The following is a 25,037-nucleotide window of genomic DNA, read 5'->3' as shown; positions in this document are numbered from 1 at the left end:
CCCTGGTTCGCCTGGTACCATTTCCTCAGGCCCGGGATGGCCGGGCAGTTGCCCCAAAGGAGGCCACCTCGTGGCACTACAGGCACCTCAATATCCAGGTGTCGTTCTGGTAGACGACCACAGTGCCGTGCGTCAGGCCCTCGCGGAGCTGCTGGAGGAAGAGGGAATCCACGTGTGCGCCCAGGCGGCTGGGCGCGATGAGGTTCTCAGATGCGTGGGGCTGGAACGCCCCGACGCGGTGCTGGTGGACCTCTCTTTGGGGAAGGATGACGGATTTGTGCTGGTGGAGGACCTTCACCGCCGCGGCATCCCGGTGGTGGTCTGCTCTTCTCACGAGGACCCGGAGCATGTGCGACGGGCCATCGCCGCCGGAGCCCGTGCGTACGTCACCAAGCGCGAGGCGGGGCGGGCTCTGGCCCACGCCATTCGCGAGGCCCTGGAAGGCTGGGTACTCATAAGCCCCCGCGCCGCCGGCGACCTGCCCGACGACGGGTGACCAGACCAACTTGCGCTAAGTCGCTTGACCACAGCCGAACTCTGCAGAAGGGTTCGGATCAGGAAGGAGGGCGGGATGATTTGAGATCCGTACGCGTTACGGAAGCCCTTTCACCTTTCGCGGCCGCTCGGGTGGAGGCGCGGATCTGATCCTGAAGCGGTCGGTATGACCCGCAATTCAATTGGTAAGAGGAGACAAAGGAAATGAGAGCACTGAAATTGTTGTTCGCTGTAACGTTCATCGTCGCGATGACGGTCTCTGCCTCGGCTCAGACCATCATCGCTGAGTACTGGCCCGGTTATTCCGGCGTTATGTCGCCGTTCTACGAGAACTAAATCCAGGCCCAGGGCTTCCTGGCCACCACGACTGCTACTGTGGGGTCCATCGACGTCCCAATCTACAAGTACGCGACCACCAGCGTCCCGCTCTCGTTCGAGATCAGAACGGTATATTATTAAGCTGGTTTCCCGTGGCCCCTTGTGGACCTCACCACAGCGGGTCTTCTGTCGACCGGCTCGGTGGATGCAAGCGATCCTGGGCTGACGAGTTGGCCCCCTAGTGTCCATGTGCCAATGACGCCGTACCAACTGCAGGCGGGGCAGACCTACGCGGTCGTCGTCTCCGCCCTCGGATCTGTCTGCAGCTACGAATGGTTGGTGGCCCTGAATGGTTATCCCAATGGAACGGGTTACTGTGGATTTGCTGGGGGCACCTACATTCCGGGCCAGTCAGTTCAATTCCCGTTCCGTGTCAACGGAGTGGTCGGGCCGACTGTGATCCCCATTAACTTCGACGCGATGCCAGGGGTCGTGCCGAACCAAATCAACATAAAGGCAAAGGGCAAGGGTGTGCTCCCGGTGGCAGTCCTGGGCAGCGCCGATTTCGACGTCACCACGCTCGATCCCAGCACGATTGAGCTGGGCGATCCGGCGCTTACTGGAACGGTGCAACCCGTACGGTATTCGTTGGCGGACGTCAACCTGGACGGGCGGATCGACCTTGCACTGAAATTCGACACGTCCGCCATGGTCGCGGCTGGAGCCATCGACGCAGCCAGCAAGGAGTTGCTGCTGACCGGCAAAACAACCGACGGCTCCGTCGTCGAGGGCAAGGACGCAATCGTCGTCGTGCACTGAGCGGTAACACTCGGTTCGCGCCCGGCGGGCCGGGGCAGCGCCGCCGGGCGCAGCGACAGGAACACGACATCGACGCCACTGAGTCGCAAAGGCCACCGCGAACGTTATCGCGGCGGCCTTTGCCGCCCGGTCCGGCAGATTCGGATCTGTCCGGCAACCCCTCACAGGAGGTGAAATGTGATACGAGTCAAGATGACTGCGTATGTTCCCGCAGTAGCGGCATGCCTGCTTGCAGCAGGTGCTCCAGAAGCCAAACCGGTGGCGCCGGTGACGGACATCGCCGCGGATGCGTACGTCTACGGTTATCCCCTGGTGCTCATGAAATTCACCAGGGAGCAAGCCTGGGCGTACGGATATCAGGCGAACTGCTTCCATCACGACCGAGAACTCAAGGACGCCGACGATAAGGGCGTGGTGCGCCAAAACACCGACAACCTCTATTCGAGCGCCTTCCTCGACCTCACCGCCCAGCCCCTCGTCCTGCACGTGCCGGACACCACCGGTCGCTACTACCTGCTCCAATTGCTGGACGCCTGGACGAACACTTTCTCCAGCCCCGGCTCTCGGACTACCGGCACGGCTGCCCAGGACTTCATCCTGGCCGGCCCGGAGTGGCGCGGCCCGCTTCCGGGCAATACTCCGGTGATCCGCTCGAGCACCAGCCTCGGTTGGATCATCGGCCGCACCGAGGTGAAGCACTATCTGGATCCGGCCGAGCAGGAAGCGGAGCTGGATGCGGTCCACGCGATCCAGGACCAGTACACGCTCACCCCGCTCAGCGAATGGCGCCAGGGCAATCCGTCGCCCTGCCTCCCGCCGGCGCCGGGGGCGCTCCTCGCACAGACTCCCCTTCAGCGATTGCAGAGCCTGTCCGCGGTCGAGTTCCTTCAGGTGCTTTCCGACCTGATGCAGCAGAGCCCGGCCGCCGTCTGGGATAGGCCCACGCTCAAACGGTTCGAAGCAATCGGATTCTATCCCGGCAGGTCCTTCAACCCGCCCGCGTCCATGCAGGCGGACATCAACGCGGCCAAGGCTGTCGCGGGAGCCCGAATCGAAGTGCAGTGGCGCGCTCTGGCCACGTTGGTTAACGGCTGGGGAATGGTTCTCACTGAGATCGGGACGTTCCAGACCGACTACCTGAAGCGCGCCGCCGTCGCCCGGCACGGGCTGGGCGCCAACCTGCTGGCGGACGCTATCTACCCGACAGCATACCTCGATATGAACGGCGTGCCGCTTGGCGTCGCCTCGCGCAGTTACCGGATTCATTTCGCGGCTGGGCAGACTCCCCCAGTGCAGGGGTTCTGGTCCATCACTCTCTACAAAGGCGACTACTTCTTCGACAACGCTTTGGACCGGTATGCAATCCATGGCACGGACCCCCTCAAATACAACGCGGACGGTTCCCTGGATCTGTATGTCCAAACGGTGGCGCCGGTCGATCCGGACCTCCTCGCCAACTGGCTGCCGGCCCCGCCGGCCCCCTTCAACATGACCTTGAGGATGTACTGGCCGGACAAGACGGCCATCGAGGGCCGATGGGCGCCCCCGCCGATCGAACCGCTCTAATCGCATCCCCGGGGCAAGCGTCCCCCCCGTCCAGACGAGGGACGGGGGGAACGCGAGTAGGGGATGGTGCGGCACCAGGCGCCGGCCCTCCCGGAGCGCCGAATAAAGCGCGCATTTAAAGCGAGAAAGCGGGACCTGGAGCCTCACGACGGGGGATGTTGACGTATTCGGGGCCGGCTCTGGGTGCAAGCCGGTGGGCGGTTTGCGGGTCGGCTGCCGGTACGAGCCGAGCGCCCGCCGGGCGCCATAAAGGACCAGCAACAAACGATTTGCAGTTCAGACAGATTACCAAAGAAGGAGAAAGCGGATGAAAGCAACAATGCTAATGACCGTCATCACGGCCACATTGATGTGCCCGGTGTCTTCCGCGTTGTCTCAACCCGCGGGACAGCGCCCTGACGCGCTAAAGACGTTCACCAATGCGCTCGAACGTGACGGGTTTGATGTGAACACGGGTGCTACGGCCGCCATCAACGTGGTGGCAGCGTGGTGCGCCGGCACAACCATACCTGGATTCCCGTTCGACCACGCCCTGTATTCCAACAACCAGCCGTATCTCGGACTGCGGGTCCCCATATCCGCGCAGGAGCCAGGTAAACTGACCGGCCCCTTCAAACTGGGACCCGAGGAGGCGATCGTTTTGATCGGGCTGACGCCTCCGCCTGAAAGATACTTCGGCTTCTACCCATTTCTAAAAACAAAGGTGAACCCTGACGGGGTTCGCCAGCCGCTTTGGGCCACCCTGGGAGACGCCGTCAATAACGCCACTGTCAAAACCACCGGGCCTACGCCCTTTAACAGCCCCGTGGCGCTGATCTTCACGCCGGACCAGGGAACAGACGCCCGCGTTCGTGCGGCGCTGCGACACGCCGGTTATCCGGCAGCGATCATCAATACGGTCGTCTTCCCTGCGTCGATGCTGAACCTCGGGCACGACGAAAACGCTGATGAACTTTTCATTGTGATGCGCAATGCGATCTGGCTGAAGGAGGCCGATGGCGACTCCTATATCCAGAATCCGCCGCTCCATGTTTTTCGGGTGACGCCACGCACCCCGGCGATCGCTAAGCCCTTCCCCGCGCCACCTCTGCGCGTTCGCGGAACGGGACAGACCGAGATGAACCTGATGAACAAGCTGGGCCAACTTCGTCAGGGTATTATCGCAGCCAATCCGGGACTGCATGCCACCGATATCCAGACGAGGCCAAACTTTTACGAGGGCTATGACTACATCCAGCGCGGCCTTGACCCGTGGGGTGACTCCCGGGATGCGTTGTTCCTAACTGCAGGTTACCTGCCTGAATTTGGTTCGACTAACGAGGTCACGTTGGCTGATGACGAGTTCCTGGTAGTCTATGGCGTTAACCACGTCGCCACCGCCAAGGCAACGTACATGAGCGTCAATGTCTATGCCAGCGAGACGGCGAAGGTACCAATAGGCGGCCTCGACGACCGTGACTTTCCGAACACCGCCACGCCGTATCTCCCATCTGGCGATCCTGCCGCGGACGTGATGTACGCGTACAGGATTTCGCGCAACTGCGCTGCAGGCGAAGCGAACTGCAAGCAACTCTCCGCCCCCGAAGGTTGCACGCGCCTGACCATCGATTCCAGCACTGTCCTGGGCATCATTTTCCGTGCGTATCTTGAGCCTGCGACCGGGGTCGGACCCGCGATGCAGGAAATCCTTTACGACCGCGTCATCAAGTTTTCGCCGCGGCCTTAACCGTAGCCGTTCAAAAGCAGCTCATACCAGCCGCGACCAATCAGCAACAAGTAGTCATCCAAACACTCAGATTACCAAAGAAGGAGAAAGTGAATGAAAGCAAGACTGCTACTGACGGTGACAATGGCGACGATACTATGGCCGGTGCCTTCCGCGTTGTCTCAACCCGCGGGACAGCGACCTGACGCCCTCAAGACGTTTGCCAATGCGCTCGATCAGGCCGGATTTCAGGTGAGCGTCGGCGCGTCCCGACCGTTGAACCCGGCGGCAGAGTGGTGCGCTGGTAACCCGGCGTTCCCGCACGCCCTCTACGCCAATAACCAGCCGTATCTCATGTTCCTCGTCCCGAAATCGGCTGACGATGCAGGGCTCGGCGCTGTCTTTCAGATGCGGGAGGATGAGGCAATCGTCATCATCGGCCTGACGCCGCCGCCCGAGAAGTACTACGGCTACCACGCGTTTCTCTCGTCAAAGGTGTATCCCACCGGGAGAAAGAGAGTTTGGTCCACCCTCGGCGACACCGTCAACAACGCCACTATCAAGACCCTCGGACCGACACCCTTCAACAGCCCTGTAGCGTTGATCTACACCCCCGATCGAGGAACCGACACCCGCGTTCGGGCGGCGCTGAAACGCGCCGGCTATCCGGCGGCGATCATCAATACGATCGTAATCCCGTCGTCGATGCTGAACCTCGGATACGGCGACGCCGCTGACGAACTCAGGATAAACGCCCGCAATGGAATCTGGCTGGACCCGATTGCAGGCGAAGCCTACTTGGCCCATCCGCCGCTCAGCGTTTTCCGCGTCACGCCGCGCACCCCGGCAACAGCGGACCCATTCCCGATGCCCGCGCTGCGGGTTCGCGGCACCGGACACACTGAAATGGCGTTACTGAACAAGCTGGACGAACTGCGCAAGGGGATTATGGCAGCCAATCCTGGATTGCATGCCACCGATATACCAACGAAGCCCAACTTCTACGAGGGATTCGATTACATCCAGCAGGGACTTGACCCATATGGAGACAGCCGGGATGCGTTCTGGATGACAGGGGGTTGGCTGCCCGACTTTGGATGCACGAATCGACTCACGCTGGCGGATGACGAGTTCCTGGTAGTCTATGGCGTCAACCACGTTGCCTCCGGCAAGGCGACCTACGCGAGCGTCAATGTCTATGCCAGCGACGAGGCGAAACTAACTCTCGGCGGAATCGATGACCGAGACTTTGCGGGCACCGCCTCGCCTTATCTCCCCGGGGATCCTGCGGCGGACCTGATGTATGTGTACAAGGTGTCTCGGAACTGTGGGAGCGACACACATTGCATCCCGCTCTCCATCGATAACTGCTCGCGCCTGACCCTAGATTCCAACACTCTCCTCGGCGTCATCTTCCGCACGTATCTTGAGCCGGCGACCAAGGTCGGCCCCGCACTTCCCGAGGTGCTCTATGACCGCATAATCAAGTTTTCGCCGCGGCCGTAGCCGTCAGGTAAACCGTGATTATCGGATGTTCGTCGTGTATATTGGTAGTGCGCCTCCCGCGTTCAGACGGCCTGCATCCCACGCCATGGCCCATGGTGAAGCAGCCCCGCACGCGATGACCACCGGGGCCAGGCATACGGCGCCGGGCTCTTCCACCCGTCGGCACGGCTGATTACGCACAACACGTCGTGGGGGCTCGCGTTCCTCCCGTCCAGACGAAGGACGGGGGGAGCGCATCCCGGGACGGCGACGAACGGCGCGGCGACGGTGGGCGGTGGTCGGCATCACCGAAATACCCAGCACAAAGGTGGTGCAGGGGTAGGGGGTGCAGCAGACCGAACAAAAAAGGCCCCGCAGGGCCTGTGTCGTGCGCAGACATATGTCTGGAGCGGGAAAAGGGGCTCGAACCCTCGACCTACTGCTTGGATTGCGTCCGATGCAGACCCACACCCTCCAAGCGTGATCAGAACCCCATATCCGCTATAGGTTTTCGCGCCTTGTCTCGGAGGGGGTTTCAAGGTTTGCGCGTCCAGGGTGACACGGTGTGTCAGGGAAGGGTGTCAATCCTTCGCCCCGACGACCCAGTGGCCGTCATAGTCGTCGACCATCTTCTGATGGGTGAGGCGGTCAATACGGACCATGCCGCCGGATAGGCACTGGTAGCGCCAGATACCCGGCCAGACGTAGAGGAATACGAACAGAACCACGCCGACGATCCACCACTTGAGTTCACGGAGTATCTTCATCGCTCATCCCTTCGGGCGCGCTCTTGACATCAAAGCGGTTTGTCCCAGGCGTTCCAGGAAGCAATAAGAGCACCGGGACGAAGATCAGGACGCCGGCCGGGACCAGGCACCCGAGCGCATACTCGCCCGGCCAATCCAGATCGTGCATCCTCTTCACGGCTTGCATGACTAACCACGCCGCTAGCACGCAGGAGATCGAAACACTGAAGATATCCCTTCCGTGATTCCACTGGGGATGGAAGAGGATCAGGCATGGGGCGTAGGCGGCGACATACAACGCGTAGAAAGCCGCGATACAGCCGGCGAACTCCGCGCGGTTGATTCGCCCGGCAATGGAGAACGGTTTGAATCCTGGCCGGAAAACCCCTAACCGCTTTGACGAAGCAGCCATCAGTCCTTACCCTCCGCCTTAATACCGTATTTCGCTTAACTCCAGCGATGATGTAAGCCGCGGGAACCCCACTCTCACCGCTGACATACTCCGCCGTCTACCGGATTGCTCTCCGCTCGCAGGGCTACGGGGCTTCGAATCGTGGCATGGTGAAACCCGACGCGTCAATCCGAGGGCCTCTAAGGACCGGGCGGACCTCCCGTGTAAGTTCGAAGGTAGGGCCGATGCCAGCGTAATCCAATAGAATCATCTCGACCGCTGCCGGTGGGGGTGGTGTCGTACCGCCTTGCGACAACTTCCGCGACCATCGCCCCACAAACGGTTTTCGCCTCGGGTCCATTTGGCTATGGATGGTTATCGCGTCTAGACCCATCAACCAAGGTGGCCAACCTCATTCTTGTGGTGGGTTTTGGTGCGATTTCGTGCTTAAAAACCGGGAGTGGAGCGGGAAAAGGGGCTCGAACCCTCGACCTACTGCTTGGAAGGCAGTCGCTCTAGCCAACTGAGCTATTCCCGCGCAACAACCCTATTCTACCACCTCGCGCGCGCATCGGTCAAAGCGCCGGGAGCGCGCGGCCGCTCCGCCCTCGCGGGGGATCGTGGACGCGGCATTTCCACCGCGTCCACTTTCCCGTCATATACGCAGTCCATTACTGGCCGGACGGCGCGATCATCTGCAGGTAGGCCAGACGAGCGGCATCCAGCACGTCCACGACGGTCGCGGACGGAGGCGTTATCACCACGTTGAGGCGCAACACGGAATCCGGCGTTCCCGCGCTCAGGCCGGCGGCGATTCTCAGCGCCTGGGATACGTCCACCAGCGTGTACGTAGTCACATACGCCGAGAACTCCCGCCCCACGGCAGAGTTGGGCATGATTTGGGCCAAGGGTTGGTTCAGCAGCGTGAACTCACGGCCAACGGCCATGTTCACCGGCATCACGGATTCCGGCGCCGTAAACACCGTGATCTCACGCCCCACTGCGCTGTTGGCGGGAATCACGGAGTCCGGTACGTTGAATACGGTGAGCTCCCGCCCCACCGCGCTATTGGCGGGGATCACGGAGTCCGGTACGTTGAACACCGTAAACTCACGCCCCACTGCAAGGTTGGCAGGGACCGTGGAGCCCGGCGCATTGAACACGCTGAACTCACGCCCGACGGCTCCCGCTGCCGGCGCAGGGCCGCCCCGGCACGCGGCCGCAATCAGCAGGAGCGCCACGATGAATCGTTTCATGGCGTCCTCACTTCGGGTCGACGCGTGGCTGCATGGCGCTGAAGCCCTGCGGCACGGAAACAGGAGCCGTCCAGAGGGCGGTCGCGGTGGTCCCGCTGGCGTACGTGGCGGCCACGAGGACCGCGGGCCCGTATTTCGGCGTTACGCGCAGAGTCACCTTGGAGTTGACGGTATCGACGTTTTTCGTTTCAATCGTCACGGTCAGCGGCGCGGCGCTGTAGAACCGCACGTCCGCCGGCGCGGGGCCGAGGCTGGACGACGGATCCGACGGAACGGCGCTCGCGCCAACGGAAACCACGCGCACCGAGGGGGCTGTGGTCGGCGCCCAGAGCGTCACGGGGCTCGTCGGCGGCTCGACCGCCGTGGCGGGCAACACATTGAGGTTGCCACCCACCGAGAGCGCCTCCAGGCGGATGAAACCGTCGCCGCCGGAAGTGCTGCCTGCAATTCCCCCGATTGCCCTGATGATGCCGGTTCCACCGAGCGCGTTTGCCATGATGCGTACCGCGCCTCCGCTGCCGCACCCTTCGACCGAACTGATGTCACCACCGACGGCGCTGATGGTGCCGTTCACGGTAACCTGAGCGGTGGCGGCGATCAATATCGCGCCTCCCCCGGCGCCCCCGGAACGGTCCGATGTAGCCGAATATGCCGCTCCGCCGGAGCCACCCACAAGCGGAACAATGAGGGTGTTGCCATACGCCGTTCCCGGCGACGTGCCCGCACCCACCTGGCTATAGGATCCACCCGTGTGGTAGCCAACCGGTGCGCCGGGGCCAAACCCATATCCGGGGAGCAGAGTGGCGGATTGGAAAGGCGGTCCGCCTCGAAACCCGCCGGGTCCGGGCTCGGTGGGTCCGGGCGTCGTCGATGAGATCACCCCGTTGGCGCCGTCGAGGTTGACCGTTCCGCTGATGGTCACGTTTCCGTTGACGAGCCAGACGACGGGCGCGTGCGAAGCGTTGTTCTTGAAGCTCAGGGTCACGCCGGAGGCGATGTTGACGCTGGAGTACTTGAAGACAACCGCCCACTTGGCGCCATCGTAAACTCCCTTGCCCGGGGACGGGCTGGTCGCATCCCAACTGGCCGCCACGGCCTGGGAGAGGTCGATGGTAGTGTTGGCCGTAACGTTGAGGGCGCCGTCGGAGCCGTTGGCGCCGGGGATGACAATGTCCGCGCGTGAGGCGGGAACGAGGAGTGCAAGCACCGCCAGCGCGGCGAGGAGCCTGTCCGGCCGCAACGGCGGACAAGGCGGGTTACGCAGGGTTCGGTCCATGGTGTTCCTTTCGTGATCGATGAGAGATTCACGTTCGGCGCGGCCCAGAGCGCGGCGTATTCGATTTGCTGATCGCGAGCGTCGATGCACCGAGGGTGCGCCCGCTGAAGCGTGCAACCAGTGAAGGTATTCTATCACATTGTGATGCGTAGCGCAAGGGGCTCCGCCCGCGCTCCGCTCCCAATGCCGGAACGGAAACGATGGATTCCGAACGGACCATGCTCCCACAAGGCAACCATCAACCCTCAAATCTCAATTCTCAATTCTCAACCCTCAACCCTCAACCCTTCTCCCCGATACAGCCGTTGCCTCAAAATGACTTCGTCATACCAGAGACAGTCGGGGCACGGCGGCGGCGTGTATTCATTCATCGTCGAGGCGCAGAAAGATGTCCTCTGGTTGGGATAGTAGTATTCGCACGACCGCTCCGGTGTGTACCCGCTCACTATCGCAGCGCGCCGGAGGGCGTCGATGTGACGGTCGAGGGCATCATGCCCGGTTTCGTTGAGCACCCACTTCGGCATGGTGATGCAGCCCCGTTGGACACGACACCCGGTGATGTCGGTCAGGAACCCGGCAGCGCGAAGGCGCTTTATCCCTCTATCGGTCGTGCCAAGGCAACCGGTATGCCTCGCAATCTCCAGAGCATTCTGACCGGGCCACCCGATAAGTTCCTCCACAAGCGCCATCGAGGATGGGCGGAGGAACTCATGCCGCGCGTAAAGACGCAGTGCCTCCAGCGGCTCATCCGGCACGTCGGAGCGCAACGGGAATTCCCAGGCCTCCGAGAATCTCAGGCGCGACGTCACCTGCGCGAAGCGCCATAGGTCGCGGCGTCCGTCCGCGGCGAGGGTGACAACCCCGAACCGCTCACCGGATTGGCGCCCTTTCACCCTGCAAATGGTCCAGGCCGCAAAGCGCCTCCCCACCCAGTTGCGCACAATCTGATATACTCCGCAGTAGCTGCCTCCCGAAAGATCACGGAGATCCTCGATCGATGCGGGCCCTATCGCCAGGCGTGTAGCCATCATGAGCCGGGGGATGCTCGTGTACTGGCTCGGGACCCACCACCTGTAAGCTTCGCCGCGGGATGATGGTTTCGTGCCGGTGCCGCCCGTGTCGTAGAAATTCTTGCGCTTCTGTTTCGCTTCCTCCATTTCTGCCCTCCTACTTACTAGCCCGCGGGAAGGCGGTTTTGTCTGAAGTTTTTTCAGGAGGAAGGAGGCAGGAGACAGCAACCAGACCCCGATCCAACCTCCACCCTCCGACCTGGTAGGTCGGGCCTCCGTGCCCGACACCGCTGTCATTCTGAGCGAAGCGAAGAATCTCAACGACAACAATCGCCGAACTCACCGCGGAGGACGCGGAGGACGCGGAGGTAACGCAGAGGATCCCAGTAGAACGGGCGTCCCGCCCGTTGCCCGCGCGCCTCGCCCGTTGCCCGCGCGGGCGAGCCCATCCGTCCGCATCCACCATCCAACTTCCATCTTCCAGTAGCGCGGGCGCCCCGCCCGCATCCGTCGCGCCGCGATGGCGTCACCCTGGATGCCGGCTGCCGCCCCAACGTAGCGCGGGCGCCCCGCCCGCATCCGTCGCGAAGCGACGGCGTCACCCTGGATGCTGGCCCACGGTACGAGCGGCGTCCCACCGGTTACCAGCGCGCAGCGACGGCTCCGCCCTGGATGCCGGCCCACGGTACGATCGGCGTCTCGCCCGTTGCCCGCGCGCCTCGCCCGCATCCGTCGCGCAGCGATGGCCCCACCCTGGATGCCGGATGCTGAATGCTGGATGCTGAATGCCGGCTCTTGAAATCGCCGCGCATCGCGCGCACACACACTCGCAACAGATGTTCGGAGGCCCATCCCATGCGCAACACCCTGTTCTACGGCGATAACCTCGAAATCCTCCGCAAGCACGTGCCCGATGCGTGCGTGGACCTCGTTTACCTAGATCCACCCTTCAACACCAACCGGGACGACAACGTCCTCTTCAAGGAACAGACCGGCGAGGGTACTGGTCGTCTTGAGATTGCTCCCTAAATGACCTGCGCATCGCGGGCATCCAATTCCGTACCGTGGAGCAACTCCTTGCCAGCCACGGGTTTGTGTTTCCAAGCCAACCGGTTCATAAGGGGTCGAAACAAGCTGGCGCTTTCAGCTAAGGCTGAGAGTGGGCAGGGAAGCTTGGAGATGCAGGAGGGACGAGGCAATGGAGGTTTCGGGCACAACGGCGAACGTAGGAGATATCGCGCCGAGAAGAAGTGATCTCGAGAGGCGCTTCAAGATTCTGTGGGATGACTTCGCTGGAGGCTGGCTGTGCCTTTGCACTTGGCAGGCTATCGTTGAGGCCATCGGAGACGACCGTTTGCCCGGCAACACCTGGTTTCTACAGAGCATTCTTAAGGGCTGCCGTTGTGAGGCCATTATGGCGCTCAGCCGGATACTTGATCCCGTTCATCAGCGCTTTGACCATGCCAGTCTTCCAAGGTTCCTGGCCGAAGCCGAGAACCAACCGGATGGGTTCATTCATGCTCCGACCCGTGATGAGTTGCTCGGAGCAGTCGAGGCCTCTGAAAGATGGATCAGGGAGCACTATCTCGTTAAGCGGTTGCGCACGCTACGAAACAAGTTCTTCGCTCACTCGGCCCTATACGGACCCGGCAGAGGTGCGCCTCCTGTATCCGTTCGGGTGACAGAAGCTGAGGCGCTCTATATCGAAATCTCGGAGGTCGTAAACATTTTCGAAGGCTACTTTGAGGAGTGTGAGTGGTCGTCGTTCGATTTGGCTAAGCAGGACATACTGCGCGAGTTTGAGTGGATGCTCGGCTCGGCTCTAGATGCACATGCGGCAGGAAAGGTCAAGCGCGGCGCCTCGGAGCCCCTCAGCCCCTAGCCTCCTCCCCCTGCGGGCGAGGGGGAATCGGAATGGGTTTCGCGGAAACACCAAACTGGACGATTCTAGCAAACGTGCTCCCTCTCCCCCGGGGAGAGGGCGAGGGGTGAGGGCTCCACGCGGCGCAAGACCGGACAGCATTTTGTATTTGGCCGACCCATTCACCCGTATGGATGAGCGGTGACGCTACGTCCCGAAGCCCTCACCCACTAGCCCCCCCTCCCTGCGGGCGAGGGGGAACCGGAATAGGTTTCGCGGAAACGACAAACTGGACGATTCTAGCAAACGCGCTCCCTCTCCCCCGGGGAGAGGGCGAGGGGTGAGGGCCCCACGCGGCGTACGGCCGGACTCCATGCCATATTTGGCCGTCGTATTCTCCTATACGGGGCGGTGAGGGCCGCCACCATGCCGACTACCGATGAACAATCGATCTTGGCCGGACGTGCCCGGAGGATACAAGACCCACTCCTTTCACGCGCTCGGGAGCTTCGGCACGACCAGACGCCCGCCGAGGAATTGCTCTGGGAGCGCCTCCGCGACCACCGGCTTGGCAAGGCGAAGTTCCGGCGCCAACACAACGTCGGGCCATTCATCGCAGACTTCTATTGCCACTCCGCGGCGCTGATCGTCGAGGTGGACGGCGGAATTCACGCGCAGCAAGCCGAGCGCGATTCGGTGCGCGATGAGTGGGCGGTGGCGAATGGTTTCGCGGTGCTTCGCGTGACGAATGACGAAGTGACCGGCGATATTGAGGCGGTACTGGCCAGAATCACCGAAGCCCTAACCCCCTAACCCCCTCTCCCTGCGGGCGAGGGGGAACCGGAATCTGGCTTTGGGCTATACGGAAAATCGATCAGATGGGGCAGACGTGCTCCCTCTCCCTGGGGAGAAGGCTGGGGTGAGGGCTCCGGAGGGCGGCGGGGACGCCGCCCCTACCGTGAAACGGCCGAGGCTGTAGGTCCGATCGGGCATTTTGATATTTGCATTTTGCATTTTTCAATTTGCAATGCCCGGCACCCCCGCCGCCCCTACCGTGAGAACGAACGCCGGCACGGAGGCCGGCGCCACATCGTGCCACCCTCCCCGTTTGGTCCCCCAGCATTGGGGGGTAGGGGGGCTCCGGACGCCCCGATGGGCGGCGAGGACGCCGCCCCTACCGTGAAACGGGCGAGGGCGCCCGCGCTACGCCGGTCGGTATTCTGCATTCCCAATTCATCGCTTCCTCCGTGTTCCTCCGTGCCCTCCGTGAGCCTCCGTGGTAGGTTTGGGCGTCACGAATCAGGCGGGCTACCCCGCGAACGTCGAATACAGCAGGTACACGTTCAGCGCGATGATGACGGCGGCCACAAAGTATGCCACCAGATTGGTCAGCGGCAGGTTGGCGTGCTCCCCCATGAGGTCCTTCCGGCGCGTGAACATGATGAGCGGGACGATCGCGAACGGCAGGGCGAATGACAGGCACACCTGGCTCCACACGAGAACCGATACATCACTCACCACCTTCGGGCGGTACTCCATCAGCGCCAACACGCACAGCGCGGGTACCATCGTCACGAAGCGCCGAAGAAATACGTTCACTTTCCGGTGCAGAAACCCCTCGAACACAATCTGCCCCGCAAGCGTGCCCGTGGCGCTGGACGAAATCCCGGCCGCCAGCAGCGCAACACCGAACACCAGCGGAGAGCCTGCCCCGAAGAGGAAGGCCATCGTGGAGTGAGCGTCGCGAATCGACGTCACGTTCAGAGGCGGCTTGTGGTAGTAGAACGCGGCGGCCGCGACGATGACCATGGCCGAATTAACCAGCCACGCGCCGTTCATCGCGAAAATCGAGTCGATGATCGCCAGGCGGAAGAGCTTCTTCGTGTGAAGGTCGCGCCAGCCGCTGTGATTGCGGTGGTTGCCGAGGCCCTTGCGCTCTTTCGGCTGTCTCGCCTGAACCAATCCGCTGTGCAGGAAGAGGTTATGCGGCATCACCGTGGCGCCCAGCATGCCGATGGCCACCAGAAGCGCTGCAGCGTTGGGTACTCTGGGGATCAGCGTGCCATGCACCACCGCCATCCAATCGGGCTTCACGTAGAAGAGCTCAACCACATACGCGAGGGCGATGATAGCCACGAGGCCCGCGATGGCGAGTTCAACGTAACGATAACCGAAGCGGTACAGCCCCAGGATCAGGTAGACCACGATGGCCGTCGCCAGCCCGCTCCAGAGAAGCGGCCAATGGAAGAGAATGGTGAATCCCAGGGCCGCGCCGAGGAACTCGGCGAGGTCGGTCGCCATCATGGCGATCTCGATGACCACCCAGAGGAAGAAGGTCACGCCGGGGGAGAACTCATCGCGGCACATTTCCGCCAGCGTCTTGCCGCTCACGATTCCCAGCTTCGCCGCGAGAGTCTGGAGGAGGAGGGCCATGAGGTTGCTCATCAGCAACACCCAGAGCAGCGCGTACCCGAACCCGGCGCCGGCGGCGATATTGGTGCCCCAGTTGCCGGGATCCATGTACCCCACGCTGACCATGAAGGCCGGCCCCAGGTACGGGAGGAGCGAGCGTACCGGCCCCCGACGCCGCAGGCGGCGCTCCGCGGGTAGTTCCGGCCGATAGTAGACGGGCGGACCGCCGTTGGTCGCGGGGATTCCGGCGGCGATATCTATCTGGTCATGCATGTCCATCAGTACCTATATCGGTAGACAGGCTGCGTCTCTGATGGCAAGGGGGTGCGCGTTCGGCCCGGAGTGCGGTCCTCACGGGCCGCACTCCCAGGCAGAGCGGTATCGTAAACCTTCCGGTGTTACATGCCGTCGAGTTCAGCGAATGCCGGCAGGTAATCGCGCCAGGTTTCGTTCTGGCGGCTGTCGAGGAACTTCGCAAGGCTGATGAAAGGCACGTACCGCGGCTTCCGCGGAACGCGCGCCGGCTGGATGCCCCACTGAGCCGGCGTCTTGTCGCCTTTCCTGATGTTACAGGGCCGGCAGCATGCAACCAGGTTATCCCAGGTTGTCATACCGCCGAGGCGGCGCGGTATCACGTGGTCGAGCGTGAGTTCACGCGGCGATCCACAGTACACGCACACGTGCCCGTCCCGCGCGAAGATACCGCGGCGGGAAAGCCGCAGTTCCGGGTACGGGCGCTTTACGTGATGCTTCAATTTGACGACCGTCGGCCGCGGCCATGCGCCCTGCATGGTAGATACCGGCCGGTCGTGGTGGTGCAAAACGTCAGCCTTCCCCCGAAACACCAGGTTAATGGCCCGACGTGCGTTGCACACGTTAAGGGGTTCATAGTCGTTGTTTAGAACCAGTACTTCGCCTGTCATTTAGTACTCTCCGCCGCCCCTGCCCTTGGGGCCGGCATCCCGGCTGCGCGGGCGCCTGGCGCTGTGCACAAGTGCCTTACAACCAAAACGGAAAAGGCCCGTCGCGTGCTAGACGCGGCGGGCCGTATTCGTGGAAACGGGTATAACCGGGGTGTAACTACGCGTGCGTATCGTGAAGGCACGCGATTCCCGAGGCAGACGGACTAACCCGACCGCTGAAAACGCGCCTTCACATAGATATGGATGGCAGTTGCTCCGCATCGTCTTTCCCGATCCCCCTTTACAAGGAACCTGTATAAATTATAACACAACGCAACACACATGGGCGAATTTTCGCCGGGGCGCTGAGCGGCCGTACGGCAAGGCTTCCGTCTCGCGCGGCGCCGCCTGCGGCCGGATAAAATCGGGTGTCTTTCACGAGGTTGGGGTTGACGTCGGGTGGCGGGGCAGGGTATCTTGTGTGTAAGTAATTGCTTACGCACAGACAGATGAACACGCAGGAACCTGATACTCGAGAAAGATTGCTGATCGCGGCGGCGCACATTTACACACAGCGCGGCAGTCGGGGCATGACGACGCGCGCGGTCGCCCAGCGGGCCGGCGTAAGCGAACTGACCCTTTTCCGCCAATTCGGCACCAAACAGGGGTTGCTGGACGCGCTCGGCGAGCGGTTCGCCAGCGTCGAGAACGTCGACCACCTTTTCGCCGGGGCGGATACAGGTGACCTTTACACGGATCTGTGCGCGGTCGCCAGGAACGCCATGGCGGCTATGCGGGAGGTTCAGTTGTTGATGCGCGTTCAGTTGATGGAGGTGTCCAGCCATCCGGAACAGGAGCCATTTCTCGCAAAGCGCCCCCTGGCGGCTATCAGACTGCTCGGTGCGTTCTTCGCGCACCGGCAGGATACCGGCGAAGTCGGGCCGGGGGATCCGATACTCTTTGCCCATATGTTCCTCGCCCTCCTGTTCGCGCGCACGATTGGCGCCCCGATGTTCCGGCACGTCATCCCGCACTCCGAAGACGTCGTCATCGAGACGTTCGTGGAAGTGTTCGTACACGGTGTGGCCTCCCGCCCGGAGAATGAATAAATGGCGAAACCGAAATTCAACCGCAAGATGATCCCGCTAATTCTGGCCGTCGCAATCGTTGGAGTCATTGCGTACAACTGGATACAGGACCGGCGCGCCGCGCTCGCGCCGCCCGAAGCCAGCGGCACGGTGGAGGCGACCGAGATCGAGGTCGGCCCGCAAGTGGCGGGGCGGATCGAGAAGGTGTTGGTGGCAGAGGGCGACAAGGTCAAGGCTGGGCAGGTGATCGCGCGGCTTGACGATCGGGACCTGCGGGCGCAGCTTCGGCAAGCCGTCGGCCAGCGTGATGCGGCCCTGAATACGTACCTGAACATCAAGTCTGGTTCGCGGGCGCAGCAAATAGCGGCCGCACGGGCACAGGCAGCGGCGGCGGAGGCCACGTATGCCGGCGCGCGGACGAACCTCGTGAATGCTGAGATCGCGTTCAGCCATGCAACTGACGTAAAGCAATCTTTGACAGCGGCGGAGGCGCAGGTACGCGCCCTGACCGCGCAATATTCAGCGGCCCTTAGAACGGCGCAGGCGGCGGGAGCGACGGCTTCCGGGGCGGGTGATACGCTGGCGACGGCTCAAGAGGAACTGGACGCTGTGACGGAACTCCGGCAAGCGCGGGACGCGGCGCAGGGGCAGTACGATTCAGCGCGCGCGGCACGGGAGCGCGCCCTCACAGCAATGGCTACCTCTCGCGCGGACTACGACCGGATCACCGGTCTGTTCACTCAGGGCGCCGTCGCGAAACGCGATATGGACAACTCGCGGTTGGCGCTGGACACCGCGAAGGCCGGTCTGGACACCGCGGAGGCCCAGGCGACGGCGGCCAAGGCGGGACTGGATAACGCCACGCGTGCGCTAAAGGACCGATTGGCGGCCAGGCAAGGCGTGATTTCCGCCCAGACGGCGAAGGCCGCCACCTCGAAACAGAAAGACGCGGCGGAGGCTCAGGCCCGACAGGTCGCAGCGCAACTGGAAGGGGCGCGTCAGGCCCTGACGAACGCCCAGACCGCGTGGGCTGACCGAATTCAGTCACGAACGCTGCGGGATTCCTCGGCAGCGGCGGTGGCGGCCGCGAGAGGACAGGCTGACGCAGCGCGGCAGAACCTGTTGTTGCTTGAGGCGGGCAACACGGCCGATGCCGTGGCGGCGGCAAAGGGGCAATGGCAGGCAGCCGAGGGGGCCGTCACCCTGGCTCAAAGGCATCTTGCCGAGGCCCTGGTGAAGGCGCCAGGCGATGGGCAGATATCGACGATTGTGGCGCGTGAGGGCGAAGTCGTCTCTGCGGGGCTGCCCATCGTAAAGATGCTGGACGTTGGGCATGCCTACGTCAGGGTGTACCTGCCGTTCCGGAGCTTCGGGAAGGTGAAAGTGGGCGACAAAGGAACTATCGATACGGACGTTACCGAAGGGACCTTCAGGGGGAAGGTGACGGAAGTCGCCACCGAAGCGGAGTTCACGCCTAAGAACGTGGAGACCCGCGATCAAAGGCTGCAGCAGGTGTACTGGGTGAAGGTCGCCATCGATAACCCGGACGGACGTCTGAAGCCAGGCATGCCGGCGCACGTGGTTCTGCCGAACCGGTGAGCCCTAGTAAAGGGCTGCGCGCCGAGGGCACCGACCGTTGCGCGGGCGCCTCGCCCGCATCCCTCGCGGTTGCCCGAAGCGTATGGTGAGAAGGCACTATTCCAGCGATGGCCCAAACCGGAGCAACTGAACAGGCGGTTTACGCGGAAGGTCTCTCAAAGGCGTTTCGCGGGCGGCCGGCCGTCGCGGGGCTCGACCTGGAGATTCCACCGGGAGAGGTATTCGGGCTGGTTGGGCCGGACGGGGCGGGAAAGACCACGACTTTTCGCCTTTTATGCGGCATCCTCCTGCCCGACGCGGGCCGGGCGTGGGTGGGCGGCGAGGATGTGCTTGGCAATCCGGAGGCGGCAAAGCGACATATCGGCTACCTGAGCCAGACCTTTGCCCAGTATTCGGACCTAACCGTTTGGGAGAATCTGGAGTTCGTGGCGGCGATGTACTCCGTGCCGGACGGAGAATGGCAGGCCAGCGCCAATGAACTGCTGCAGGCCAGCCGGATGATACCGTTCAAAGATCGCCTTGCGGGCAACCTCAGCGGTGGGATGAAACAGAAATTGGCGCTGTCCTGTACGCTGCTGCACACCCCACGGGTTGTGTTTCTCGATGAGCCGACGACCGGCGTGGATCCTGTCTCGCGCCGTGACTTCTGGGGGATTCTGTATGACCTTCCCCGGAAAGGCGTCACAATCGTGGTCAGCACTCCCTATATGGACGAGGCGGAGCGGTGCCGCCGCGTGGCTTTCATGTCGCACGGACGAATCATCGCGTCAGGGACCCCACAGGAATTGAAACAACGGGCGGGCGGCGACATCCTCGTGTTCGATACCGATCAACCGCGTGCGGCGCGCGATACGCTGCTGGGACGCGAGGGCGTGTTGGAGAGCGTGCTTTTCGGCGACCTCCTGCACGTCCTGACGGTGGATGGCCTTACGGCCGAACCGGCCCTGCGGGCGGCATTGCAGGGCGCGGGGATAGGGGTAAGGTCCGTATCGCCGACGGAGCCGGGCCTGGAGGACATCTTTGTACACCTCGCCGCGGAGGCTGCCGCTGTGCATGCCGTGCCGGGCGGCCAGAACGGCGGTCGCAGATGACTGAGCGAACATGTCCGGAGACGGCGATCGTGGTGGACGGCCTCGTAAAGAAATTCGGCGATTTCGCGGCGGTGGATGGAGTCTCGTTTGAGGTGTGCAAGGGCGAGATATTCGGCTTTCTGGGGCCTAACGGCAGCGGTAAGAGCACAACGATCCGGATGCTGTGCGGCCTTCTGACGCCGACGGCGGGTTCGGGCTCGGTGGTTGGCCTGGATATCGTGAAACAGGCGCAGCAGATCCAGACGCGGATCGGCTATATGAGCCAGAAATTCAGCTTGTACAACGACCTGTCGGTGCTGGAGAACATCCAGTTCTACGCGGGCGTGTACAAGGTGCCGCCGGACCGGCTCAGCGAGCGGATCGACGTGGTGCTGAACCTGGCGGATCTGGTCGAAGACCGCGACCGCCTCACGCGGACGCTTTCCGTTGGGTACAAGCAGCGGCTGGCGCTTGGGTGCGCGGTCGTACACGAACCGGACGTCCTGTTTCTGGACGAGCCCACGAGCGGCGTGGACCCAGTGTCGCGGCGCCGTTTCTGGGACCTGATCGACAGCCTTGCGCATTCCGGCGTGACGATCCTCGTGACGACGCATGTCATGGAGGAGGCCGAGTACTGTAACCGCCTCGTGATGATCTACAGGGGGAAACGTGTGGCTCTGGGCACTTCGGCGGAATTGAAGAGCCAGTACCCGAACACGGTCCTGGAGGTTACGACCGATGCTCCGATGGATGCCATGCGCGTGGCGGAGACCTGGCGAGACGTGGAGGAAACTGCGCTCTTCGGGGCGGCGATGCATCTGACAACCGCGGGTAAATCCGTCGATGCGGCGGAGAACCGGCGGGACGCCGGCCCTGCCATAGGGATGGATGCAAGTGCTTGGGTGGCACGGTTTCGGGAGGCCGGCGTGGCGGTGCAGTCCGTGCGGCCGGTGGAAGTGACGCTTGAGGATGTGTTCGTGGCGCTGGTTGCCGGCGTCGATCGCGCGGAGGCAGCGCAATGACCGACAGGCAAAGCCTCTGGTCGTGGCGGCGGCTGCGGGCGGTGGCGCGCAAGGAATGGACGCATCTCCGGCGCGACAGGCAATCGCTCGGCGTGATCCTGCTGCTACCGATCGTGACGTTAATCCTGTACGGATACGCGATCAACTTCGACCTCAAGCACATCCCGTTGGGAATACTCGACCGGGATCACACCCCGCGGAGCAGAGCCCTTCGCGAGGCGCTTCAGGGGAACGAGTATCTCAAGTACGTAGGCGATGTGAGCGGCGAAGCTCAAGTGGAACGGTTGTTCAACCACGGTACGGTGCGGGCGGTCATCGTGATCCCGCAGGGGTTCGATTCCGATTTGAGCGCGGGGCGAAGGGCAGAGTTGCAGGCGATCTACGATGGTTCCGACAGCACGACGGCGGGCGTGGCGATCGCATACGCCGATGCGCAGATAGGGGATTTCCTCGCGAAACAGGGGGCTTCAGCGGCGCTCAAGCGGGCACCCAGAGCGATGCGGAAGCAGCCGAACATCACGATCGCGCCGCGCATCCTCTATAACCCCGAACTCAACAGCACCAATTACATCGTGCCGGGGCTCCTGGTGCTTATCCTGAGCATCACGGCGGCGCTGCTGACATCGACGACGGTGGCGCGGGAGCGCGAAGTCGGCACTTTGGAGGGGCTGGTGGTGTCGCCGGTACAGGCGCGGGAATTGATGGTCGGGAAACTGATCCCGTACGTATGCGCGGGGATGGTGGACGTGACGCTGCTGATCGTGTTCGGGTACGTGCTGTTCGGTGTGTTTCCGGTAGGTTCGCTTGCCTTGCTCATGTCCGGCATGCTGATTTTCCTGGCCGGGGTTATGGGGCTGGGGCTCCTGATTTCCGCTCGCGCGCCAAGCCAGGCCTTCGCTCTCCAGTTGGGGTTCCTCGCCACATTGTTGCCGACCCTCCTTCTGTCCGGCTTCGCGTATCCGCGGCAAAGCATGCCGGCGCTGCTCTATGACTTCACCGCGCTGCTGCCTTCTACCCAATTCCTGATCTTTGTTCGTGAGATCTACCTGAAAGGCTCGGGCATCTCGCAATTGTGGCCGCAAGTCGCGTGGCTCGCGATCACAACGGTGGTTTTCCTGCGTGGAGCTTCGACGCGGTTTGTGAAACGATTGGATTAGGAGGCGGGAGACAGGAGGCAGGAGACAGGAAGGTTGGCTATGTGGCGGCGCGCAGATAGCACGCGAGCCGCCAGGCCGAGCCCCGAAACCTGACTCCCGAAACTCGGAACTCGGAACTCGAAACCCGGAACGTGAAACCCGGAACTCGGAACTCGAAACCCCCACCATGATTGATGTCCAACGATTGAAGGCGATGGTGCGCAAGGAGTTCCTGCAGAACCTGCGGGATCCCCAGACGCTGCGCATGCTGGCCGTGGCGCCGGTCATTCAGTTGATCGTCCTCGGCTATGCCGTGACCAACGACCCCAAGGACCTGCGAGTGGGTTACCTTGACCTGGACCACACCCAGGCGTCGCGGCAGGTGGTGGACCACCTCCGCAACGTGGGCTACTTCATTGTGCACCCCGTCGATTCGCAGAAGGGGCTGATGGACGATCTCGATTCCGGCCGTTCGCAGGTGACGATTCAGATTCCACCAGGGTTTGCGCGGCGCCTGGATCGTGGCGACAACTCGCCGGTGCAGGTGGTGGCGGACGGCAGCGACACAAACACCGCGACGCTCACGGTGGCTTACCTTTCCGGCACGCTGAGGAACTACGCGGGTGACGTGCAGGCTGAGTGGTACGAACGGAGGGGGCATGCTCCCGCCTCGGTGATGGTGGCGAGGTCGGTGTGGTACAACCCGGAACTCAAGAGCCGCAACTTCGTGCTGCCGGGCATCGTGGCGCTGCTCATCAGCATCCTGGCATCCAGCCTCACCGTTCTCAGCATCGCGCGTGAACGCGAGATCGGGACGCTGGAGCAGATCATGGTGACGCCGCTCTCCACATGGGAATTCATGCTGGGCAAGATGACGCCGCCCGCCGTTCTGGCCCTGGGCCTCGGCAGCATCGTATCTGTGCTTGCGGTCCTGCTGTTTCGCGTTCCATTCCGGGGTAACGTGTTTTTCCTCGCGATGTCGATGATCCCGTTCGTGCTATCCACGCTGGGGCTGGGCCTGCTGATTTCAAGCGTGGCGAAAACGCAGCAACAGGCGCAATTGCTCAATTTCTTCAACAACCTTCCACAGAGCCTTTTGAGCGGATTCATCTTTCCGATCGCGACCATGCCCGCTTGGGCTCAGGGGGTTTCGGCGTTTGTGCCGCAGCGCTATTTCCTGGAGATCGTGCGCGGGGTATATCTGAAGGGGCTGGGGATCGAGACGCTATGGCCGCAGGTGCTGGCGTTGTGCGCGCTGAGCGGCGGACTCTTCTTCATCGGTGTTCGTTCGTTCCACCGGCGGCTGGACTGAGCCGAATCCTCTTGCGGAGGGTGCAGACGCTCTCAATGCGCGCGCCTATATTCCCTTGACACTCGTGCTATCATGTAACGGAACTACCCGGGCGAATATCCGTTCGCCCGCCCTTCCTGCTTCCCGACCGGGAGGCCTCAATTGTCCAAAGGGAGGACACATAATGCCTGTACGGCCCTACGAAGTCGTCTATATCATCGATCCCGACGTCACCGAAACCGATTCCGCGGCCCTGGTCGAACGGTTCCGCGCCCTGGCAGAAGCTCAGGGGGCGACCGACATCAGAGTCGACACCCACACGCTTGGCAAGCGCCGCCTCGCCTACATCATCAACCACAAACGCGAAGGTCATTACATTGTAATGCACTTCGAGGGAGAGGCCACGGTGCCGGCCGAGCTCGAGCGCGTCTTGAACATCACCGACGGAATCCTGCGTGCGCTCGTCGTCCGCCTCGAAGTGATGCCGCCGATGCCGGAACCGCCGCCCGCGCCGGTCGCGCCCGCCGCAGTGGAAGCCCCGGCGCCGGCCGAAACGCCCGCCGAGGAAGCCGAGCCCGTCGTCGAATCATCGCCGGCCGAAGAAGTCCCGGCTGAAGTCGCCGAGCCCACCTCCGAAGAAGCCCCGGCCGTCGAAACCGAGCCCGAAGCGGTTGCGGCTCCGGCCGAAGCAGCCCCGGCCGAAGAGGCCGAGTAATCCAGCCGAACCAACAATACTGCCATTTGGAGACGTTTGAATGAACAGAATCATCCTGATTGGACGCCTGGCAACCGACCCTGAACTCAAATACACTCCCAGCGGAGTGGCCGTCACCGATTTCCGCCTGGCTGTGGATCGCCCTTTCAAGAACGCCAGCGGTGAGAAGGAAACGGACTTCATCACCATCAAGGCGTGGCGTGAACAGGCGGAGTTCATCTCCAACTATTTCCACAAGGGCCGCAGGGCCGCCGTGGAAGGGCGCCTCGAAATGCGCAATTGGGTCGCGCAGGACGGCACCAAGCGTTACGCAGCCGAAGTCGTCGCGGATCGTGTCGAATTTGTCGACAGCCCGAGGGACGAAGATCGCGCCCCGCGCGAACCCGGCGAAGCGCCGCCCACCTATGGCAACCGGCCGCAGCCAACCGGCGCCGCAGAACGCCCCGCGGCCACATCGGCCTCGGCGGCGCCGTCCGATGAGCCCGATTACGGCGATCCGTTCGCCGATCAATAACACACGCGCCTTAACCGGCGCTTTCTTCGGCAGGCCCGGCGAGGCTTGCCCGATAGCCCAAGGAGAAACCGAAAATGAGACCAAGTCCCCGACAGGGACGCGGAGGCGGCCCGAAGCCTTTCAAAGGCACCCGCCATCGCAAGTTCTGCGCGTACTGCGTGGACAAAGTTGACACTGTCGACTACAAGAACATCGCGCGGTTGCGCCGCCACGTGAACGACCGCGCCAAGATCCTGCCGCGCCGCGTTACCGGCACATGCGCCAAGCACCAGCGAATGGTTGCCGTCGCCATCAAGCGGGCTCGCGAGATCGCGCTGATCCCGTTCGTCGCCGACTAAATAAACGCTCAGCGGTGAGCGA

The 25,037-nt window shown here is 62.7% G+C and carries 25 protein-coding genes and 1 tRNA gene; 18 read left to right on the top strand and 8 right to left on the bottom strand.

From position 1 onward, the window contains the following. Positions 1 to 70 precede the first annotated feature (70 nt). The 6 genes from VGM51_12065 to VGM51_12040 all read left to right on the top strand — a co-directional run bounded on the left by VGM51_12065 (position 71) and on the right by VGM51_12040 (position 6,409). Entirely contained in the window at positions 71 to 496 is a 426-nt protein-coding gene (locus VGM51_12065; GenBank protein HEY3413771.1) for a response regulator, read from the top strand. 203 nt (positions 497 to 699) lie between these two features. Further along, positions 700 to 831: a hypothetical protein gene (locus VGM51_12060; protein HEY3413770.1), complete on the top strand. Its 132-nt coding sequence runs from the start codon at positions 700 to 702 to the stop codon at positions 829 to 831. Between the two features lie 237 nt (positions 832 to 1,068). After that, the gene (locus VGM51_12055) at positions 1,069 to 1,632 is read left to right on the top strand and encodes a hypothetical protein (GenBank protein HEY3413769.1); all 564 of its coding nucleotides are present in this window, start codon (positions 1,069 to 1,071) and stop codon (positions 1,630 to 1,632) included. 177 nt (positions 1,633 to 1,809) lie between these two features. Continuing rightward, positions 1,810 to 3,198 carry a DUF1254 domain-containing protein gene (locus VGM51_12050; protein ID HEY3413768.1) on the top strand — a complete coding sequence of 463 codons (1,389 nt, stop codon included), beginning with the start codon at positions 1,810 to 1,812 and terminating at the stop codon, positions 3,196 to 3,198. A gap of 307 nt (positions 3,199 to 3,505) precedes the next feature. After that, positions 3,506 to 4,924, top strand: a complete 1,419-nt coding sequence (locus VGM51_12045; protein ID HEY3413767.1) for a hypothetical protein — start codon at positions 3,506 to 3,508, stop codon at positions 4,922 to 4,924. Between the two features lie 93 nt (positions 4,925 to 5,017). After that, positions 5,018 to 6,409 (top strand): hypothetical protein, encoded by a 1,392-nt coding sequence (locus tag VGM51_12040; protein HEY3413766.1) that lies wholly within the window; start codon positions 5,018 to 5,020, stop codon positions 6,407 to 6,409. A gap of 560 nt (positions 6,410 to 6,969) precedes the next feature. Here VGM51_12040 and VGM51_12035 read toward each other — a convergent pair. From VGM51_12035 to VGM51_12010, 6 genes are all read right to left on the bottom strand, one after another. After that, entirely contained in the window at positions 6,970 to 7,155 is a 186-nt protein-coding gene (locus VGM51_12035; protein HEY3413765.1) for a hypothetical protein, read from the bottom strand. Continuing rightward, positions 7,139 to 7,546 carry a DUF805 domain-containing protein gene (locus VGM51_12030; GenBank protein HEY3413764.1) on the bottom strand — a complete coding sequence of 136 codons (408 nt, stop codon included), beginning with the start codon at positions 7,544 to 7,546 and terminating at the stop codon, positions 7,139 to 7,141. Before VGM51_12030 ends, VGM51_12035 begins: the two co-directional genes overlap by 17 nt. Before the next feature lie 440 nt (positions 7,547 to 7,986). Next, positions 7,987 to 8,063 (bottom strand) — tRNA-Gly (locus tag VGM51_12025). Positions 8,064 to 8,196: 133 nt separating this feature from the next. Continuing rightward, positions 8,197 to 8,781, bottom strand: coding sequence for a hypothetical protein (locus VGM51_12020; GenBank protein HEY3413763.1), 585 nt, complete (start codon positions 8,779 to 8,781; stop codon positions 8,197 to 8,199). A 7-nt stretch (positions 8,782 to 8,788) separates the two neighbouring features. Further along, positions 8,789 to 10,057: a hypothetical protein gene (locus tag VGM51_12015; protein HEY3413762.1), complete on the bottom strand. Its 1,269-nt coding sequence runs from the start codon at positions 10,055 to 10,057 to the stop codon at positions 8,789 to 8,791. Positions 10,058 to 10,323: 266 nt separating this feature from the next. Further along, a complete protein-coding gene (locus VGM51_12010; GenBank protein HEY3413761.1) occupies positions 10,324 to 11,214 on the bottom strand; it encodes a hypothetical protein in 891 nt (296 codons plus the stop codon). Between the two features lie 708 nt (positions 11,215 to 11,922). Between VGM51_12010 and VGM51_12005 the strand changes: the two genes are divergently transcribed. The 3 genes from VGM51_12005 to VGM51_11995 all read left to right on the top strand — a co-directional run bounded on the left by VGM51_12005 (position 11,923) and on the right by VGM51_11995 (position 13,741). Next, positions 11,923 to 12,096 carry a hypothetical protein gene (locus tag VGM51_12005; protein ID HEY3413760.1) on the top strand — a complete coding sequence of 58 codons (174 nt, stop codon included), beginning with the start codon at positions 11,923 to 11,925 and terminating at the stop codon, positions 12,094 to 12,096. Positions 12,097 to 12,265: 169 nt separating this feature from the next. After that, entirely contained in the window at positions 12,266 to 12,949 is a 684-nt protein-coding gene (locus tag VGM51_12000) for a hypothetical protein (protein HEY3413759.1), read from the top strand. Positions 12,950 to 13,354: 405 nt separating this feature from the next. Next, positions 13,355 to 13,741, top strand: coding sequence for a DUF559 domain-containing protein (locus VGM51_11995; GenBank protein ID HEY3413758.1), 387 nt, complete (start codon positions 13,355 to 13,357; stop codon positions 13,739 to 13,741). Between the two features lie 495 nt (positions 13,742 to 14,236). Here VGM51_11995 and VGM51_11990 read toward each other — a convergent pair whose 3' ends face one another. Together VGM51_11990 and VGM51_11985 are read right to left on the bottom strand one after the other, a co-directional pair. After that, entirely contained in the window at positions 14,237 to 15,613 is a 1,377-nt protein-coding gene (locus VGM51_11990; protein HEY3413757.1) for an Nramp family divalent metal transporter, read from the bottom strand. Between the two features lie 125 nt (positions 15,614 to 15,738). Beyond that, the gene (locus VGM51_11985) at positions 15,739 to 16,263 is read right to left on the bottom strand and encodes an HNH endonuclease (protein ID HEY3413756.1); all 525 of its coding nucleotides are present in this window, start codon (positions 16,261 to 16,263) and stop codon (positions 15,739 to 15,741) included. 488 nt (positions 16,264 to 16,751) lie between these two features. On the opposite strand from VGM51_11985, the gene VGM51_11980 reads away from it, so the two are divergent. From VGM51_11980 to rpsR, 9 genes are all read left to right on the top strand, one after another. Continuing rightward, positions 16,752 to 17,351 carry a TetR/AcrR family transcriptional regulator gene (locus VGM51_11980; GenBank protein HEY3413755.1) on the top strand — a complete coding sequence of 200 codons (600 nt, stop codon included), beginning with the start codon at positions 16,752 to 16,754 and terminating at the stop codon, positions 17,349 to 17,351. Next, complete coding sequence (locus tag VGM51_11975; protein HEY3413754.1) at positions 17,352 to 18,929, top strand: HlyD family efflux transporter periplasmic adaptor subunit; 1,578 nt, start codon at positions 17,352 to 17,354, stop codon at positions 18,927 to 18,929. A gap of 107 nt (positions 18,930 to 19,036) precedes the next feature. Then, on the top strand, positions 19,037 to 20,020 hold the full coding sequence (locus VGM51_11970; GenBank protein ID HEY3413753.1) for an ABC transporter ATP-binding protein: 984 nt from the start codon (positions 19,037 to 19,039) through the stop codon (positions 20,018 to 20,020). Then, the gene (locus VGM51_11965; GenBank protein HEY3413752.1) at positions 20,017 to 21,021 is read left to right on the top strand and encodes an ABC transporter ATP-binding protein; all 1,005 of its coding nucleotides are present in this window, start codon (positions 20,017 to 20,019) and stop codon (positions 21,019 to 21,021) included. The genes VGM51_11970 and VGM51_11965 overlap by 4 nt, the downstream gene beginning before the upstream one ends. Then, complete coding sequence (locus tag VGM51_11960; GenBank protein ID HEY3413751.1) at positions 21,018 to 22,178, top strand: ABC transporter permease; 1,161 nt, start codon at positions 21,018 to 21,020, stop codon at positions 22,176 to 22,178. The genes VGM51_11965 and VGM51_11960 overlap by 4 nt, the downstream gene beginning before the upstream one ends. Positions 22,179 to 22,344: 166 nt before the next feature. Continuing rightward, complete coding sequence (locus tag VGM51_11955) at positions 22,345 to 23,469, top strand: ABC transporter permease (GenBank protein ID HEY3413750.1); 1,125 nt, start codon at positions 22,345 to 22,347, stop codon at positions 23,467 to 23,469. Positions 23,470 to 23,632: 163 nt separating this feature from the next. Further along, on the top strand, positions 23,633 to 24,163 hold the full coding sequence (gene rpsF, locus VGM51_11950) for a 30S ribosomal protein S6 (GenBank protein HEY3413749.1): 531 nt from the start codon (positions 23,633 to 23,635) through the stop codon (positions 24,161 to 24,163). 40 nt (positions 24,164 to 24,203) lie between these two features. Beyond that, the gene (locus tag VGM51_11945) at positions 24,204 to 24,677 is read left to right on the top strand and encodes a single-stranded DNA-binding protein (protein ID HEY3413748.1); all 474 of its coding nucleotides are present in this window, start codon (positions 24,204 to 24,206) and stop codon (positions 24,675 to 24,677) included. Positions 24,678 to 24,751: 74 nt separating this feature from the next. Beyond that, entirely contained in the window at positions 24,752 to 25,015 is a 264-nt protein-coding gene (gene rpsR, locus VGM51_11940; GenBank protein ID HEY3413747.1) for a 30S ribosomal protein S18, read from the top strand. The last annotated feature ends 22 nt before the right edge of the window (positions 25,016 to 25,037 follow it).

The sequence above is a fragment of the Armatimonadota bacterium genome (assembly GCA_036504095.1).
In the GTDB taxonomy this organism is placed as follows: Bacteria; Armatimonadota; DTGP01; order JAKQQT01; family JAKQQT01; genus DASXUL01.
Note: the sequence above shows the minus strand (reverse complement) of the source record. Positions and strands in the feature narration are given on the sequence as shown.